Source organism: Pseudomonas sp. GT1P32, assembly GCF_054897805.1.
Map to the genome: position 1 here is coordinate 2,461,732 of NZ_CM142704.1, position 15,910 is coordinate 2,477,641.

At 62.2% G+C, this 15,910-nt stretch carries 14 protein-coding genes; 5 read left to right on the top strand and 9 right to left on the bottom strand.

What is annotated here, in order from left to right:
* Nucleotides 1–132: 132 nt before the first annotated feature.
* Together ACYZUC_RS11270 and ACYZUC_RS11275 are read left to right on the top strand one after the other, a co-directional pair.
* Entirely contained in the window at nucleotides 133–1,614 is a 1,482-nt protein-coding gene (locus ACYZUC_RS11270) for a methyl-accepting chemotaxis protein (RefSeq protein ID WP_461995734.1), read from the top strand.
* 219 nt (nucleotides 1,615–1,833) lie between these two features.
* Nucleotides 1,834–2,199 (top strand): Mpo1-like protein, encoded by a 366-nt coding sequence (locus tag ACYZUC_RS11275; protein WP_008027303.1) that lies wholly within the window; start codon nucleotides 1,834–1,836, stop codon nucleotides 2,197–2,199.
* Here ACYZUC_RS11275 and ACYZUC_RS11280 read toward each other — a convergent pair whose 3' ends face one another.
* The 3 genes from ACYZUC_RS11280 to ACYZUC_RS11290 all read right to left on the bottom strand — a co-directional run bounded on the left by ACYZUC_RS11280 (nucleotide 2,200) and on the right by ACYZUC_RS11290 (nucleotide 4,352).
* The gene (locus tag ACYZUC_RS11280; RefSeq protein WP_461995736.1) at nucleotides 2,200–2,997 is read right to left on the bottom strand and encodes an acyl-CoA thioesterase; all 798 of its coding nucleotides are present in this window, start codon (nucleotides 2,995–2,997) and stop codon (nucleotides 2,200–2,202) included.
* Between the two features lie 222 nt (nucleotides 2,998–3,219).
* The gene (locus ACYZUC_RS11285) at nucleotides 3,220–3,978 is read right to left on the bottom strand and encodes a CHAD domain-containing protein (protein WP_461995738.1); all 759 of its coding nucleotides are present in this window, start codon (nucleotides 3,976–3,978) and stop codon (nucleotides 3,220–3,222) included.
* A gap of 95 nt (nucleotides 3,979–4,073) precedes the next feature.
* The gene (locus tag ACYZUC_RS11290; RefSeq protein ID WP_461995740.1) at nucleotides 4,074–4,352 is read right to left on the bottom strand and encodes a hypothetical protein; all 279 of its coding nucleotides are present in this window, start codon (nucleotides 4,350–4,352) and stop codon (nucleotides 4,074–4,076) included.
* Between the two features lie 222 nt (nucleotides 4,353–4,574).
* Here ACYZUC_RS11290 and ACYZUC_RS11295 point away from each other — a divergent pair, with 222 nt between their 5' ends.
* Nucleotides 4,575–5,615 carry a patatin-like phospholipase family protein gene (locus tag ACYZUC_RS11295; RefSeq protein WP_461995741.1) on the top strand — a complete coding sequence of 347 codons (1,041 nt, stop codon included), beginning with the start codon at nucleotides 4,575–4,577 and terminating at the stop codon, nucleotides 5,613–5,615.
* Between the two features lie 116 nt (nucleotides 5,616–5,731).
* Here the strand turns inward: ACYZUC_RS11295 and ACYZUC_RS11300 are convergent, their stop codons facing one another.
* From ACYZUC_RS11300 to kdpF, 6 genes are all read right to left on the bottom strand, one after another.
* On the bottom strand, nucleotides 5,732–6,430 hold the full coding sequence (locus ACYZUC_RS11300) for a response regulator (RefSeq protein ID WP_032828669.1): 699 nt from the start codon (nucleotides 6,428–6,430) through the stop codon (nucleotides 5,732–5,734).
* A 56-nt stretch (nucleotides 6,431–6,486) separates the two neighbouring features.
* The gene (locus ACYZUC_RS11305; protein WP_461995743.1) at nucleotides 6,487–9,144 is read right to left on the bottom strand and encodes a DUF4118 domain-containing protein; all 2,658 of its coding nucleotides are present in this window, start codon (nucleotides 9,142–9,144) and stop codon (nucleotides 6,487–6,489) included.
* A 132-nt stretch (nucleotides 9,145–9,276) separates the two neighbouring features.
* Nucleotides 9,277–9,822 (bottom strand): potassium-transporting ATPase subunit KdpC, encoded by a 546-nt coding sequence (kdpC, locus tag ACYZUC_RS11310; protein WP_008027289.1) that lies wholly within the window; start codon nucleotides 9,820–9,822, stop codon nucleotides 9,277–9,279.
* Nucleotides 9,823–9,971: 149 nt separating this feature from the next.
* Complete coding sequence (gene kdpB / locus ACYZUC_RS11315) at nucleotides 9,972–12,029, bottom strand: potassium-transporting ATPase subunit KdpB (RefSeq protein WP_461995746.1); 2,058 nt, start codon at nucleotides 12,027–12,029, stop codon at nucleotides 9,972–9,974.
* A gap of 10 nt (nucleotides 12,030–12,039) precedes the next feature.
* Nucleotides 12,040–13,734 carry a potassium-transporting ATPase subunit KdpA gene (gene kdpA, locus ACYZUC_RS11320; protein ID WP_461995748.1) on the bottom strand — a complete coding sequence of 565 codons (1,695 nt, stop codon included), beginning with the start codon at nucleotides 13,732–13,734 and terminating at the stop codon, nucleotides 12,040–12,042.
* Between the two features lie 8 nt (nucleotides 13,735–13,742).
* The gene (gene kdpF / locus ACYZUC_RS11325) at nucleotides 13,743–13,832 is read right to left on the bottom strand and encodes a K(+)-transporting ATPase subunit F (protein WP_007899818.1); all 90 of its coding nucleotides are present in this window, start codon (nucleotides 13,830–13,832) and stop codon (nucleotides 13,743–13,745) included.
* A 394-nt stretch (nucleotides 13,833–14,226) separates the two neighbouring features.
* Between kdpF and eat the strand changes: the two genes are divergently transcribed.
* Entirely contained in the window at nucleotides 14,227–15,591 is a 1,365-nt protein-coding gene (gene eat / locus ACYZUC_RS11330) for an ethanolamine permease (RefSeq protein ID WP_192226174.1), read from the top strand.
* A gap of 125 nt (nucleotides 15,592–15,716) precedes the next feature.
* A complete protein-coding gene (locus ACYZUC_RS11335) occupies nucleotides 15,717–15,884 on the top strand; it encodes a DUF2897 family protein (RefSeq protein ID WP_017337332.1) in 168 nt (55 codons plus the stop codon).
* The last annotated feature ends 26 nt before the right edge of the window (nucleotides 15,885–15,910 follow it).

The following is a 15,910-nucleotide window of genomic DNA, read 5'->3' on the forward strand; positions in this document are numbered from 1 at the left end:
CGCATTACGCCCTGCAGTTCCTGTGCGCGAGCGTGACCGGGAATGTTGACCCATATCAAGATCCGGCGCGCGGGGCAGCGGCACAATGCTGGCACCTTGCCAATGCTGTTTCCGCTATCAGAGAAGACCTCCATGGGTGCCTGGCTTAGCAACATCTCGCTGAAATATAAATTCTGGGCGGTCAATGCTGTCGCCTTCGTCACGACCCTGTTGTTGGTGCTGTATGCCGTACAGCTCGAACAACAGGCCCGCAGTCACGCATCCAAAGTGTCCGCCCAGGCACAGGCACGCCTGCTCGGCGCCTGGCCGGCCGGGCAAGCGCTGCCCAAGGCCGACAACCTGCTGACGTTCAGTCGCGGGCACGCGCCGCTGCTCAACGACCAACCCGTGCTGGAACTGACGGACAGCAACGGCTGGGTCGAAATCAACTCGATGCCGCTGTTCGGCGAAAACCCGTTGATGGGCGCCGAAGTGTTCACCCGTGCCGATGGCCAACACGTCGCCGTAATTGCCTATGGCCCGAGCCTGAGCCAGGTGTTCGAAGAACGTTTCGCCAACTACGCCGTGGCGGTGTTCATCCTGATGCTGGCGATGCTCGGAGCGTCGCAATTGTTGATCCGCTTTCTGCTCAGCCAGCTCAATACGTTGAAAGACGTCATGCTCCACGTCGAAAAAACCGGTGACCTCTCGGCCCGTGTGCCGTTGGCCTGCACGGACGAAGTCGGGCAGATGGCCGGTGCGTTCAACGCGATGCAGGCCGGTTACCAGCGGGTGGTCAACACCGTCGCCAGCACCGCACGACAACTGGATGACGGTGCCGCTCGGCTGGCATCGAGCATGAACGAAGTGCGCCACGGCATGCTCGGCCAGCAAAGTGAGACCGATCAGGCCGCCACGGCGATCAACGAAATGACCGCCACCGTCTACCACATCGCCCAGCACGCCGGTGCCACCCGCGACCTTTCGAAAACCGCCGACACCCTGGCCGGCAGCGGCCAGGAAGTGGTCAGCCGCGTGCAGAAATCGATTGCCGGGTTGTCCACTGGCGTCCAGCAGACGGCCGAGATGATTCAGCGTCTGGCCGAAGACAGCCAGAAGATCAACGGCGTGGTCAACGTAATCCACAGCATTGCCGAGCAAACCAATCTGCTGGCGCTGAATGCGGCGATTGAAGCAGCCCGGGCCGGGGAAATGGGTCGTGGTTTTGCCGTGGTCGCCGATGAAGTGCGCAACCTGGCCAAAAGCGTGCAGACCTCGACCGACGAGATCACCCTCATGGTTTCGGCGTTGCAGGCCGGAACGCGGGACGCTGTGGATTTCATGCAGGAAAGCTCGTTCAAGGCGGACGATTGCGTGCAACAGGCGCAAGAGGCTGGCGCCGCACTGGCCGAAATCACCAGCGCAGTGGCGCAGATGCGCGAAAGCAATACCCAGATCGCCGTGGCGGCCGAGCAGCAGAGCCAAGTGGCGGAAGAGATGAATCGGGCGGTGGTGAGTATTCGCGATGTGACCGAGAAAACTGTGCAGCAGACCGTGGACTCGGCGACGACCAGTAATGAGTTGGCGGCGCTGGCCGGGGAGTTGAGCAAGGCCATTGGGCAGTTGAAACTTTGAGGCCCTCTTCGCGGGCAAGCCTCGCTCCTACAGGAACTGCGCACGACTTGTAGGAGCGAGCGGTGCGGCGATCCGACTTGCCCGCGAAGACGCCCGTGTGAGCAACATCAATTCCGAACATGAACACCTATCACGCCGATAGCCATCCTTGATTCGCCGCCCGCCCATGCCGCGCCTATTCTTCAATCATGTGTTCAACATGGATCGAGGATCAGCATCATGGGCAAACGTCACCCCAACCTTCCCGCCTGGCAATGGCGCGCGTACCCGGACAATCACCAGCACCCGGCCAATCTGGTGTTGCACCTGATTGCAGTGCCGCTGTTTATCGTGGCGTTTCTGCTGCTGGTTTGCGGGGTGTTCAGCCTGAGCTTTGCGAACTTCGCGATTGGCGTCATCGGCCTGCTCGCGGCATTGGGCCTGCAACGCCACGGTCACAGCCTGGAGGCGCAAGCCTCCGAGCCGTTCAGTGATCGCAAAGACGCGGTGTCACGCCTGCTGGTCGAGCAGTTCCTGACTTTCCCGCGGTTTTTCCTCAGCGGCGGCTGGTGGCGCGCCTGGCGTGAGCGCCACCGTCGTCACTGATCAGGCGAAAACCGTCACCGTCTGCCGGCTCATGGCAATCAACTGACCTTCTGCGTTCCACAGCTTCGCCGCCGCGTGACCGTAGCCGTCAGCGGCATGTTCGATTTCAACGAGGTATTTGCACCAGTCCAGCGTGCTCAGTTCCAGCACCGGCTGGACGAATTCGATGGTCCAGGTCAGCGTGCTGCCCATCGCCGGTTTCGACAGGTGCGGCATCAAGGATGGGGGCCAGGCGTCCACCAGTGCGAGGATATGCGCCTCACTGACCGCCTCTTCCTTCACATCCCCACGCAAGCGCACCCAACCGCCCATCTCGCGGGATTTATTGCCGGTGAACGGCAGGCCGCCAACACTCCAGCGCATCGCCAGATGACGCATGAATTCCGGCAGCACGCCTTTGATGAATGGCAGCTCCTGGCAATCGTCCCAGTGCTTCATTTCGGGGGCCGGCGTGGCGGTTACCGCCACTTCGGACGGTCGCGAGGCGCCGAAGCTGCCCTGGATGAGTGTCACCACCTGGCCCTTCTGCATCGCCCGGCCCAGTACCTGACTGACCGCTTTGCCTTCGCGCAGGACGTCGACTTCAAAACTGACAGGCACTTCAGGCTCGACCGGCCCGACAAAGGTGATCGCCAGCGAACGCACAGGACGATCCGCCGGCACCTTCGCGCGCATGGCTTCGTATTGCAAGGCGGCCACCAGACCACCAAAACTGGCGCGTCCCTGCGCCCATTCGGCCGGAATAGACAGCTCCAGCGGCTGGCTGCGGACGGCGTCGAGCAGATCGGAAAAGCGCATGAAAACCTCAAGGGCAGAAAAGGATGAAGGGATGTTAACCAGCCTGCGAGGATGGCACAGCGCCTATTCTGGCCAAAGAGACTGACAGATAGGCCGTTGAATTCAAGACCAACAAATGTGGGAGCGAGCCTGCTCGCGAAAGCGGCCTCTCAGGCACATCCATGATGAATGTGAAATCGCTTTCGCGAGCAGGCTCGCTCCCACATTGGATCGGCGGGGGTTTCAGGATTTGAAACAGGTGGCACTGAGTTTGTCGAGCACACGGTCCGCGCGGCCCTCGGCCTCGGCCATGGTGGTTTTCCAGACCGCCACGCAAGGCTGCAAATCGGCTTCCTGTTCGGCCCGGGCCAGCCATTGCCAGCAGTCGTGCCAATCGCCCAAAGCGGCCTGGGCCGACTTCAATCTGGGCAGCGCCGGTTTCGGCAAGCGATCCAGCTCGGGATACGCCTCGATACCGTAGCGCACGCGCTTGATCAGCAAGCGCAGACGATGGCGATCATGGGCGGGATCGTGCAGGGCCTGATCGAGTTTCTTCCATTGTTTGGCCAGGCGTTTCTCGATGCGTTGACGCAAGCCCTTGAGTAAACCCTGACGCTGCGAGGCGCGTAAAAAGCGCGGAAAAGCGTCAAAGATCATCAGCAACTGCGCCAGCTCAGGGCTCGCCGCAACCGCCGGGTAAGCCACGGCCATCTGCGCCATGCGCCGTTGCGCCGCCTCGGGTTGATCGTGCTCGAGCAAGTACGCCGCCAGCACTTCGCGATCGCGCAACGGTGTGGTCAACTGCCCCACGGCCGACGCCGCCGCTTCCAGTTGCTCGACACCGGGCAAGCCACGCAATGGTCGCAGCAGGCTGCGCAGACGGCGAACCGTGGTGCGCAGATCGTGCAACGCTTCCGGGTCGGTGCGGGCATTCAATCGGGCCTGACAGGCCAGCAAACGGACTTCCAGGCCCAAAACATGAGCCACCAACCGATTAATCATGTGATTGACTCCAATTGTAGGAGCCGGCTTGCTGACGATGGAGGTCTTAATGACGCCTTCGCCAGTAAGCCGGCTCCTACAGATTAGCGCCTTGTTTAACGGCCAGCGCGTGACTCACGAATATAAAAGCGCGCCTTCTCGGCTTTCTTGGCGCAGCCTTCGAACGCTTCGAATTGCTGCTGGGTTTTGGCGCCGGTCAGCAACGACAGGGCCTTGGAGTAGCTGACGGTGCCGGCGAAACCTTCGGCCTTGGCCAGGTCCAGCTCACGCCACGCCGCATCGAGCCCACTGCCGCAGCTGTCACGGTAAGCGGTTTTGCCGGCACAACCGGCGAGTGCCAGCGCAATCAAGGGCACACAAATCCAGGCTTTCATCACTCACACCTCAACAATAGGAAAACAGTCGTGCAGGTAAGACGGTCCGGCGCGTGAAAAGTGCCTTGCTCCCGCCGCCGAAACTATAGCGCTCGGGAGAATAACCATCTGCCGCCATGGAGTGTCGAAAAAACGACGCCTTCACCCTGCCAAGCGACCTTAACGATTGAAGCGCGCCCCTCGATGGGTGCATTGTTGAACCTTGTCAGACGAGGGCGATTCATGAAAAAGCGCGTCGCACTGGTGCTGGGCTCAGGTGGGGCCCGAGGATATGCCCATATCGGGGTCATTGAAGAGATCGAGCGGCGTGGTTACGACATCTCCTGCATTGCCGGCTGCTCGATGGGCGCGGTGGTCGGCGGGATTTATGCCGCCGGCAAACTGGACGAATACCGTAACTGGATCGAAAGCCTGGATTACCTCGACGTGTTGCGCCTGGTGGACGTCAGTTTTCGGCTGGGGGCGATTCGCGGCGAGAAGGTCTTCGGGCAGATCCGCAAGATCGTCGGCGAAATCAATATCGAAGACTTGCGCATCCCCTACACGGCGGTGGCCACCGACCTGACCAACCAGCAGGAAATCTGGTTTCAGGAAGGTTGCCTGCACCAGGCGATGCGCGCCTCGGCGGCCATCCCGAGCCTGTTCACCCCGGTGATGCAAGGCAATCGCATGCTGGTGGACGGCGGCATTCTCAACCCTTTGCCGATCGTGCCCGTGGTGTCGAGCCATTGCGACCTGATCATCGCGGTCAACCTCAACTCCACCAACCAGCGTCACTATCAATTGCCGGTGATTCAGCGCCCTGCCGCGTTCAGGACCCGGTTCGACAGCCTGATCAACTCACTGGGTTCGAAAATGCCGTTCCGCCGCAAACAGGCAGAACAATTGCTGTTGCTGGAAAAGGAAGCGTTGATGGCCGAGGCGGCCGAGATCAATCCCTGGATCGAGTCTGCCGAACCCGAAGCCCAGCAACCGGCGGCCGCCCCTGAACGCGACGGCGCGCCGAAGTCGGCCACCGGTTCATTCATCATCGACAACGTGGGGCCGGCGTCTTTGCTGGATTTGATCAACCAGAGTTTCGAGGTGATGCAGACGTCGTTGGCGCAGTACAAGATCGCCGGCTATCCACCGGATGTTCTGATCAACGTGCCGAAGCGGGTGTGCCGGTTTTTCGAGTTTTACAAGGCGCCGGAGTTGATCGCGCTGGGGCGTGAGATTGCGCGGGATACCATGGATCGGTATGAGAGTGAGCGGGATTCCTGAAGTTCTCGGGTGAATGATCCGGCCTCTTCGCGGGCAAGCCTCGCTCCTACAGGGATATGTGATCCCCTGTAGGAGCGAGGCTTGCCCGCGAAAGCGTCAGCCCACCCAACTCAAAACTAAAGCCCACCCTCACTCAACAACCGATACCCAACCCCCGCCTCGGTCACGATAAACCGTGGCTGCGTCGGATCATCCGCCAGCTTCTGCCGCAAATGCCCCACCACAATCCGCAGATAGTGACTGTCTTCGGTATGGGTCGGTCCCCAGATATCCTTGAGCAATTGCTGCTGGGTGATGACCCTTCCCGGATGCCGCGCCAGTTGCGCCAGCACCGCGTATTCCTTGCGGGTCAACGCCACTTCGACGCCTTCGAGCAGCACCCGGCGATACGCCAGATCCACGGTCAACGGGCCGAACGTCAACGCCGCTTGTTGCGCCTCGCCCACCGGCGCCTGACGCAACAGAGCACGAACCCGCGCCAGAAATTCCTGGATGCCGAACGGCTTGGTCACGTAGTCATTGGCACCGCCATCCAGCGCTTCGACCTTCTGCCCTTCACCGGCGCGCACCGACAGCACCAGCACCGGCACCGTCGACCATTCACGGAACTCGCGCAGCACCTGCTGGCCGTCCATGTCCGGCAGGCCGAGGTCGAGCACCAGCAAATCGGGTTTGTTCAATGCGGCTTGCGCCAGGCCTTCGGTGCCGGTGCCGGCCTCCAGCACTTTGTAGCCTTGGGAGGCGAGGCTGATGCGCAGGAATTTGCGGATCTGCGGTTCGTCGTCGATGACCAAAATGGTCGCGGTCTGGCTCATGGTTTCCGGTCGCGGCATGGAGATGTCCAAAGGGTATCAGGCTTCACTTTCAGTGCTCACTGTCCGTTCTCGATTTCAAAGGAAGGTTGTTCCTGCAAGGGCAAGTGAAGCGTGATGCAAGTGCCGCGCCCGTCGATGCCGTCACCGACGCTGATGCGCCCGCCATGTGCGCCGACCATGCCCTGACAGATCGCCAGCCCCAGCCCGGTCCCCTGCCCGCCACGATCACCGCGTGCGGCGGTGTAGAACATGTCGAAAATCTTCGCGCGCTCTTCTTCCGGAATGCCCGGGCCTTCATCGCTGACCGAGAAGAACAGTTCGTTTTGATCCACGCCAGCGCGCAATTGCAAACGCCCATGCACCGGTGAAAACCGTGCGGCGTTTTCCAGCACGTTGACCAGCGCCTGCTCGATCAGCGCGGCGTGGACGAACAGCAGCGGCAGCTGCGCGGGCACATCGGTGCTGACCTGCAACGGCGCCAGCACCGCGCGCAGACGATTGAGCGAACTGCCAACGATGTCGGCCGGTGACACCCAGTCCCGCGCGAGCTTCAGCGCACCGTGACCGAGGCGGGTCATGTCCAGCAGGTTTTGAATGTAGCGATCGAGGCGCTCGGCTTCATCGCGCGTGCCTTCGAGCAGTTCGCGACGATCCTCCAGCGGGATGGCTTCGCCGAGCGCCAACAGGCTGTCGATGCTGCCGCGCATGGAAGTCAGCGGCGTGCGTAAATCGTGAGACACCGAGGCCAGCAAGGCACTGCGCAGTTGCTCGGTTTCGCCGTGCAGCCGAGCCGCTTCCAGGTCTTCGGCCAGTTGTGCGCGTGCCAGCGCCTGAGCCAGCGGCTGACTGAGCGCGGTCAACAAACGTCGGCGCTGACCGCTCAAGGTCTGCCCTTCTTTGGCACAGACGCCGAGCAACGCCAGCGGCCCGTCTTCCACCGAAAGCGGCCACCACCACCAACGCCCGAACGGCAACGTGCCGGTGCCCGCGCCCGCCGGTTGATCGTGTTGCCAAGCCCAATCGGCGGCGGCGCGTTCGGCTTCGGTGAATTCCAGCGGGCCACCGGTTTCGACTTTCCAGCCCGCCTGACCGTCGCGATTAAGCAGGCACAGCTGCAAGTCTTTCCAGCCGTTGAGGTGTTGCGCGGCGGCGCTGACCACGGCCTGGCGGTCGGTGGCGGCGGTGAGTTTGCGCGACAGGTCGAGCAGTTCGGTGGTCTCTTCCTGCGTATCGCGCAACGCCTGCAATTGCCGACGCTGGCGCGCCGCGAGGTTGCCGGTGAGTGCTGCCATCAGCAGGAAAAACAGCAGCGTCAGCACGTCTTCTTCGCGCTGAATGCTGAAGGAAAAATTCGGCGGAATGAACAGAAAGTCGTAGGTCAGAAACGACAGCGCCGCACAGGCCAGCGCCGGGCCGAGACTGCTGCGCACCGCCACCAGCAACACGGCGGCGAGGAACACCAGCGAGATGTTCGGCAGCGGCAAGACACTCGCCACGGCCCAGGCCAGTGCGCTGGCGAGCACGGTTGCGACCAGCGCCAGCGCATAGTCGAACCACACCAGCGACTGCGCCGAACGCTGGCGCGGCTGATGCTGTTCGTGATCGCTGTCGAGGACGTTGATTTCCAGTCCGCGTGCATCGCGCAACAAGCGTGAGGCCAGACCACCGCCGAACAGGCGTCGACGCAAACGCTGCCGGGACTGACCGACCAACACCAGGCTGGCACGGCGTTCGGCGGCGTGCTGGATCAGGGTCTTCGCGACTTCGCCGGCGCGCAGCAACACCACTTCGCCACCGAGACGTTCGGCCAATTGCTGGGCACTTTGCAGACGCAGGCGCGATTGCTCGTCGCGCACGCTGCCGTTGTCCACGTGCACCAGGCTCCACGGCAAATGCCGGCGCTGGGCGACACGACTGGCGTGACGCACCAAGCGCTCGGCCTGAGCATCGCCATCGACACCGACCAGCAGCCGACCGCGCACTGCAGGTGCCGCCTGGCCGAGCTGGCGATAGCCTTGCGCCAGATCGTTATCGACCTGGGCCGCCGCCGTCTGCATCGCCAATTCGCGCAGGGCGGTGAGGTTGGTCTGGGAGAAGTACGCATCGATGGCCGCCCGCGCCTGCTCCGGCACGTAGACCTTGCCGTCGCGCAGTCGCTCGAGCAGCTCGCGTGGCGGCAAGTCGATCAGCAGCAGTTCATAGGCTTCTTGCAGCACCCAGTCTGGCAAGGTTTCGCGGACCTGCACGCCAGTGATGCCGCGCACCTGGTCGTTGAGGCTTTCCAGGTGCTGGACGTTGACCGTGGTGAAGACGTCGATGCCGGCGGCGAGCAGTTCCTGAATGTCTTGCCAGCGTTTGGCGTGACGACTGCCCGGTGCATTGGTGTGGGCCAGTTCGTCCACCAGCACCAGTTTAGGTTTGGCGGCCAGTACGCCGTCGAGGTCCATTTCTTCAAGGATCACTCCACGGTATTCCGAGCGTACCAAGGGTTGCTGCGGCAAGCCGCCGAGCAGCGCCTCGGTCTCGGCGCGGCCATGGGTCTCGACCACGCCAGCGATGAGCTTCACGCCTTGACGCAGTTGGGTGTGGGCAGCTTGCAGCATGGCGTAGGTCTTGCCCACACCGGGCGCGGCACCGAGGAAAACCTTGAGCCGGCCACGGCCATCGCGGGGCAGGTCTGCTAACAGCGCGTCGGCGCGGCCGGAGTCACTCATGTTTGGGGATCTCTTATTTCAGATGTTGATGTGGTGATTGTTCGGCCGCTTTCGCGAGCAAGCCCGCTCCCACATTTTGTAATGCGTTTCCCTGTGGGAGCGGGCTTGCTCGCGAATGATGCCACCACCGATCTAGAGTTTTTCCAGCGCCATATTCAGCGCCAACACATTCACCACCGGCGGCCCCACCAACGGCTGTTCGATGTGCGCGGCCAGCAGATTCTGAAGCGTAGACACCGGCAGATTCCGCGTCGCCGCAACACGCGCCAGTTGATAGGCAATCGCCGCTGGTGGCAAGTGCGGATCAAGCCCGCTGCCAGAAGTGGTCAGCAGCGCCAACGGCACCGGCCCCTGGCCTGGCACCAACAGTTTGTTGGCATCATCGATCACCCGAGTGGCCAGGGCCGGGTTGCTTGGCGACAGGTTGCTGGCGCTGCTCGATACCGTGGCGAAAGCACCGGCTGACGGGCGCGGATGGAACCACGCGTCACCGGTGAAATCCTGGGCAATCAGCGAAGAGCCGCGGACTTTGCCGTCGGCGTCACGCACGAGGCTGCCATTGGCCTGGTCAGGGAACGCGACCTGCGCGACGCCAGTGACCACCAACGGGTAAGCGACGCCGGTGATCAGGGTCATCAGGACCAGCAGGCTCAGGGCCGGACGTATCATTGTGGACATTTCAAAATCCTCGAATTCGGTGAACAGATTCGGTGTTCATATAGATGAACCGTGGTGCAATCTTCGCGAGCAAGCTTCGCTCCTACAGGGCGGTGTCACACCTGTAGGAGCCGGCTTGCCGGCGATCGAGCGCAAGCGCTCGCCAAGGGTCAAACCAGATGCAACGCCGTCAACAGCATGTCGATCGCCTTGATGCCCACGAACGGCACCAGAATCCCACCCAGTCCGTAGATCAACAGGTTGCGGCGCAGCAACGCCGCCGCACTCGCCGCTTGCACGCGCACGCCACGCAAAGCCAGTGGAATCAGCACCACAATGATCAAGGCGTTGAACACGATCGCCGACAGAATCGCGCTCTGCGGACTGCTCAAATGCATGACGTTGAGCACACCCAGTTGCGGGTAGATCGAGGCAAACAGCGCCGGCAGAATCGCGAAGTATTTGGCGACGTCGTTGGCGATCGAAAACGTCGTCAGCGCACCGCGAGTCACCAGCAATTCCTTGCCGATCTGCACCACGTCCAGCAGCTTGGTCGGGTCGCTGTCGAGGTCGACCATGTTGGCCGCTTCGCGCGCCGCTTGCGTGCCGTCGTTCATCGCCATGCCGACGTCGGCCTGGGCCAGGGCCGGGGCGTCGTTGGCGCCGTCGCCGCACATGGCGACCAGACGACCGTCATTCTGTTCATGACGAATGCGCGCCAGTTTTTTCTCCGGCGTAGCTTCAGCCAGCACGTCGTCCACACCGGCTTCGGCCGCAATCGCCGCTGCGGTCAGCGGGTTGTCGCCGGTCACCATGACGGTGCGAATCCCCAGTTTGCGCAGCTCGGCGAAACGCTCGCGGATGCCTGGCTTGACCACGTCCTTGAGGTGGATCGCGCCGAGCAATTTACCGTCGGCGCACACCAGCAACGGCGTGCCGCCGCTCTGGGCGATCTTGTCGATTTCCCGGGACAGTGCCGGGGCGAGATCGGCGCGTTTCAGGCCGACGAACGCCAGCAGCGAATCCACCGCGCCCTTGCGATACACACGGCCCTGATAGTCGACACCGGACAAGCGAGTCTCGGCGCTGAACGGCACCGCCGTCAGCACTTCGGTGGCAGGCTCAGGTTGTGGATGAACGCCACGCAGGTACTCAACGATGGACTTGCCTTCCGCCGTGTCATCGGCCAGCGAGGCGAACAGCGCGCCCTCGGCCAGCTCCTTGGCGTTCACGCCGGGCGCCGGGTAAACCGCGGTGCAGCGACGGTTACCGAAGGTGATGGTGCCGGTCTTGTCCAGCAGCAGGACGTGCACGTCCCCCGCCGCTTCTACGGCGCGCCCGGATTTGGCGATCACGTTCAGGCGCACCAGACGGTCCATCCCGGCGATACCAATCGCCGAGAGCAAACCGCCGATGGTGGTCGGAATCAGCGTGACCAATAACGCCACCAGGAACACCAGCGGCAGGCTACCGTTGGCAAAGTGGGCGAACGGTTGCAGGGTCACGACCACCAACAGGAAGATCAGCGTCAGGCCGATCAGCAGGATGTCGAGCGCCACTTCGTTCGGGGTTTTCTGGCGTTTGGCGCCTTCGACCAAAGCGATCATGCGGTCCAGCGTCGACTCGCCCGGGTTGGCGGTGATGCGCACCAGCAGCCAGTCGGAGACCAGTCGGGTGTTGCCGGTGACGGCCGAACGGTCGCCGCCGGATTCACGGATCACCGGTGCGGATTCACCGGTAATCGCCGCTTCGTTGACCGCCGCGATGCCTTCGATGACCTCGCCGTCACCGGGGATCATTTCCCCGGCTTCGACGCGCACCACATCGCCCTTGCGCAGACTGGTGGCCGGCACCACTTGAAAGGCGCCGTTGCCGGTTTTGCGGCGTGCGCTCAAGCCTTCGCTGCCAGCCTTGAGGCTGTCGGCGCGAGCCTTGCCGCGACCTTCGGCCAAGGCTTCGGCGAAGTTGGCGAACAGCACGGTGAACCACAGCCACAAGGCGATTTGCGCAGCGACGAAGGTCGGCACGGCGCTGTCGGGAATGAAGCACAGCACGGTGGTCAGGACGGCGGTCAGTTCGACCACCAGCATCACCGGCGCACGCTGCAATTGCCGTGGGTCGAGCTTGACGAAGGCTTGCACCAGCGCCGGACGCCACAGGGCCGAGATCGCGGTTTTCGGTTGTTCCGGGGCCTTCACGGCAACCGGTTTAACTACGGGCATATTCATCAAATAGTCCTCAGAAGCCCATGCTCAAATGTTCAGCGATAGGACCCAGCGCCAGTGTCGGCAGGAAGGTCAAACCACCCACCAGCAAAATGGTCACGGTCAGCAAGGTCACGAACAGCGGGCCGTGGGTCGGGAAACTGTTCTGGCCGATCGGTGCGGTTTTCTTCATCGCCAGGCTGCCGGCCAGAGCCAGTACCGGAAGGATGTAACCGAAGCGACCGATCAACATGCCAAGGCCGAGCATCAGGTTATGGAACGCGGTGTTGGCACCGAAGCCGCCGAACGCCGAACCGTTGTTGGCACTCGCCGATGTGTAGGCGTACAGCAATTGGCTGAAGCCGTGGGCACCGGGGTTGCTCACCGAGGCCACCGGACCCGGCAGGCTCGCGGCAATCGCACCGAGCACCAGCACGCCGACCGGCATCACCAGCAAGGTCACCACCAGCAGTTGCACTTCCTTGGCTTGCAGTTTCTTGCCGAGGTATTCCGGCGTGCGGCCGATCATCAGGCCGGCGAGGAATACCGCGATCAGCACGTTGAGCAACATGCCGTAGAGCCCGGCGCCGACGCCGCCGAAGATCACTTCGCCGACCATCATGTTGACCATCGCGACCATGCCGGTCAGCGGGTTGAGGCTGTCGTGCATGGCATTGACCGAACCGTTGGAGGCTGCGGTCGTGGTCACCGACCACAACACCGTGGCGGTGGTGCCGAAGCGCGCTTCCTTGCCTTCCAGCGGCGCGGTCTGTTCGACGGCGACGTTGTTCAAGGCAGGGTTAGGCTGGTATTCAGCCCACAGCGAGGTGGCGCCGCCGATCAGGAACAGTGCGAACATGCAGGCGATGATCGCGCGGCTCTGACGCAGGTCCTTCACGTAGTGACCGAAGGTGAACACCAGGGCGACCGGGATCAGGATGATCGAAGCCAACTCGAACAGGTTGGTCCACGCCGTCGGGTTCTCGAACGGGTGCGCCGAGTTGACACCGAAGAAGCCACCACCGTTGGTGCCCAGTTGCTTGATCGCAATCTGGCTGGCGGCCGGGCCGAGCGGGATCACCTGATCGACGCCTTGCATCGTCACCGCATTCACGTATTGCGCGAAGGTTTGTGGCACGCCCTGCCAGACCAGATACAGCGCCAGCAGCAGGCACAGCGGCAGCAAGCCGTAAAGGGTGGCGCGGGTCATGTCGACCCAGAAATTGCCCAGGGTTTTGGTCGATTTGCGACCGATGCCGCGACACAGCGCAACCAGCACAGCGAGGCCGGTGGCGGCGCTGACGAAGTTCTGCACGGTGAGGCCGACCATCTGGCTCAGGTAACTCAGCGAGGCTTCGCCGCTGTAGGCCTGCCAGTTAGTATTGGTCATGAAACTGACGGCGGTGTTGAACGCCAGCGTCCACTCCTGCCCCGGCAGGTTTTGCGGGTTGAGCGGCAAGTGGTCCTGGAACAGCAGGATCACGAACAACAGCAAAAAGCCCGCAAGGTTGAAGGCGAGCAAGGCCAGGGTGTATTTCTGCCAGCTCTGTTCGGCTTGCGGATCAACGCCGGCCACCCGATAACAGCCACGCTCCACAGGTCCCAGGATCGGTGTCAGCCAGGTGCGCTGGCCTTCCATGACCTTGTAGTAGAACCGCCCGAGAAACGGTGCCGGGATCAGCACCACGGCGAAGAAGGCCAGGATCAGCCAATAGTCATAACTGTGCATAGCCGCTCCTAGTTCCGGTCCGCGCGCAACAGCGCAACCAACAGATAAATGAACAGCCCCACTGCCAACAGCAGTGACACCCCGTCCAGAACGCTCATGGAAGTTCTCCGTGTTACGGCGTATTGCCGCGTGTGGAGTCATTGTCGGAAGGAAGGCTGTAAAGGAGCGAGATCGAGGGTGCTGGCTGTGCATAAAGAAAGTGTAAAGAGTGGGTTTATGCGGGCGTTACAGCGGTGTTTTCGCGGGCCCCTTCGCGGGCAAGCCTCGCTCCTACAGGGGATCGGCGCATTCGAAACTGTAGGAGCGAGGCTTGCCCGCGAAGACGGCATAACAGACACCAACGCCCCCAACTGATGCAAAAAACCCATCCATCCAGCGCCAAACATCCCCAATACGACACCTTTTTGCGCTTTACGACTGCCATCACCACACTGGCACGCCCGCTGCACACGCCCTCCCCCGAGCTGTCCAAACCGTTCAGGGAGCAAACGCATGAACACACAACTCAAACCCACGCTGGGCACGCTGCACCTGTGGGGTATCGCGGTCGGGCTGGTGATTTCCGGTGAGTATTTCGGCTGGAGTTACGGCTGGGGCGTGGCGGGCACACTTGGTTTCCTGGTGACGTCCTTCATGGTCGCCACGATGTACACCTGCTTCATCTTCAGCTTCACCGAGCTGACCACGGCGATTCCTCACGCCGGCGGTCCCTTTGCCTACAGCCGCCGCGCCTTTGGTGAGAAAGGCGGATTGATCGCCGGGCTGGCGACGCTGATCGAATTCGTCTTCGCCCCACCGGCCATCGCACTGGCGATCGGCGCCTACCTCAACGTGCAATTCCCCGCCCTGGACCCGAAACACGCAGCGGTCGGCGCCTACATCGTGTTCATGGGCCTGAACATCCTCGGGGTGAAACTGGCGGCCACCTTCGAGCTGGTGGTCTGCGTACTCGCGGTGGCTGAATTGCTGGTGTTCATGGGCGTGGTTGCGCCGGCGTTCAGCTTCAGCAACTTCGCGCTGAACGGCTGGGCTGGCTCCGATGTGTTCGGCGCACCGGCGATTGCCGGGATGTTCGCGGCGATTCCGTTTGCCATCTGGTTCTTCCTCGCCATCGAAGGCGCCGCCATGGCCGCCGAAGAAGCCAAGGACCCGAAACGCACGATTCCCAAGGCCTACATCAGCGGTATTTTGACCTTGGTGTTGTTGGCCATGGGCGTGATGTTCTTTGCCGGCGGCGTCGGCGACTGGCGCACCTTGTCGAACATCAACGACCCGCTGCCGCAAGCGATGAAAACCGTGGTCGGCGAAAGCTCCGGCTGGTTGCACATGCTGGTGTGGATTGGCCTGTTCGGTCTGGTGGCGAGTTTCCACGGGATCATCCTCGGTTACTCGCGGCAGTTCTTCGCCCTCGCTCGTGCCGGTTACCTGCCGGCGTCGCTGGCCAAACTCTCGCGCTTCCAGACGCCACACCGGGCAATCATCGCCGGTGGTGTCATCGGGATCGCGGCGATCTACAGCGACGGTTTGATCAACCTCGGCGGCATGACACTGACCGCCGCGATGATCACCATGGCGGTGTTCGGCGCGATCGTGATGTACATCATGAGCATGCTCAGCCTGTTCAAGCTGCGTAAAACCGAGCCGAATCTGGAGCGCACTTTCCGCGCGCCGTGCTACCCGTTGGTGCCGGCCATTGCACTGGTGCTGGCGGTGGTGTGCCTGGTGGCGATGGCGTGGTTCAACGCGCTGATCGGCGCGATTTTCCTCGGCTTCATGGCCGTGGGTTTCGTGTACTTCATGCTGACCGCGCAATTGCGCGCCGATGCACCGGCGGACGCGATGTTGACCGGGCTCTGAATCGCAGCAGGTGTTGCGGGTCGATCAGGCATAGAATGGAACCACTGCGAAATTGAATCGCTCAAAGTGGTATGCACGATCGGTTGGCGAAACCCGCCAATCGGCCTGCCCTCAAGGAGAGCCCTATGCCCTGGTATGCCTGGTTGATTCTGGTCGTTGCAATCGGCTCGATCGTGGGTGGTTTGATGATGTTGCGCGACACCGCCAACAAAGTTGAACTGACCGATGAGCAACGCAAGCGCGTCGCTGAACGTAACGCGCAAGCGGATGCCAAGGATGCGCAGGACCGCTGAAACAAACCTGATCCCTGTAGGAGCGA

Excerpts from the sequence above, each read along its gene's own strand:
- ACYZUC_RS11295 (WP_461995741.1), top strand. The coding sequence starts at position 4,575 with ATGAAAAAGCGCGTCGCACTGGTGCTGGGCTCAGGTGGGGCCCGAGGA.
- ACYZUC_RS11270 (WP_461995734.1), top strand. The coding sequence starts at position 133 with ATGGGTGCCTGGCTTAGCAACATCTCGCTGAAATATAAATTCTGGGCG.
- kdpA (WP_461995748.1), bottom strand. The coding sequence starts at position 13,734 with ATGCACAGTTATGACTATTGGCTGATCCTGGCCTTCTTCGCCGTGGTG.
- kdpB (WP_461995746.1), bottom strand. The coding sequence starts at position 12,029 with ATGAATATGCCCGTAGTTAAACCGGTTGCCGTGAAGGCCCCGGAACAA.
- kdpC (WP_008027289.1), bottom strand. The coding sequence starts at position 9,822 with ATGTCCACAATGATACGTCCGGCCCTGAGCCTGCTGGTCCTGATGACC.
- ACYZUC_RS11335 (WP_017337332.1), top strand. The coding sequence starts at position 15,717 with ATGCCCTGGTATGCCTGGTTGATTCTGGTCGTTGCAATCGGCTCGATC.
- ACYZUC_RS11290 (WP_461995740.1), bottom strand. The coding sequence starts at position 4,352 with ATGAAAGCCTGGATTTGTGTGCCCTTGATTGCGCTGGCACTCGCCGGT.
- ACYZUC_RS11285 (WP_461995738.1), bottom strand. The coding sequence starts at position 3,978 with ATGATTAATCGGTTGGTGGCTCATGTTTTGGGCCTGGAAGTCCGTTTG.
- ACYZUC_RS11305 (WP_461995743.1), bottom strand. The coding sequence starts at position 9,144 with ATGAGTGACTCCGGCCGCGCCGACGCGCTGTTAGCAGACCTGCCCCGC.
- ACYZUC_RS11300 (WP_032828669.1), bottom strand. The coding sequence starts at position 6,430 with ATGAGCCAGACCGCGACCATTTTGGTCATCGACGACGAACCGCAGATC.
- eat (WP_192226174.1), top strand. The coding sequence starts at position 14,227 with ATGAACACACAACTCAAACCCACGCTGGGCACGCTGCACCTGTGGGGT.
- ACYZUC_RS11280 (WP_461995736.1), bottom strand. The coding sequence starts at position 2,997 with ATGCGCTTTTCCGATCTGCTCGACGCCGTCCGCAGCCAGCCGCTGGAG.
- ACYZUC_RS11275 (WP_008027303.1), top strand. The coding sequence starts at position 1,834 with ATGGGCAAACGTCACCCCAACCTTCCCGCCTGGCAATGGCGCGCGTAC.
- kdpF (WP_007899818.1), bottom strand. The coding sequence starts at position 13,832 with ATGAGCGTTCTGGACGGGGTGTCACTGCTGTTGGCAGTGGGGCTGTTC.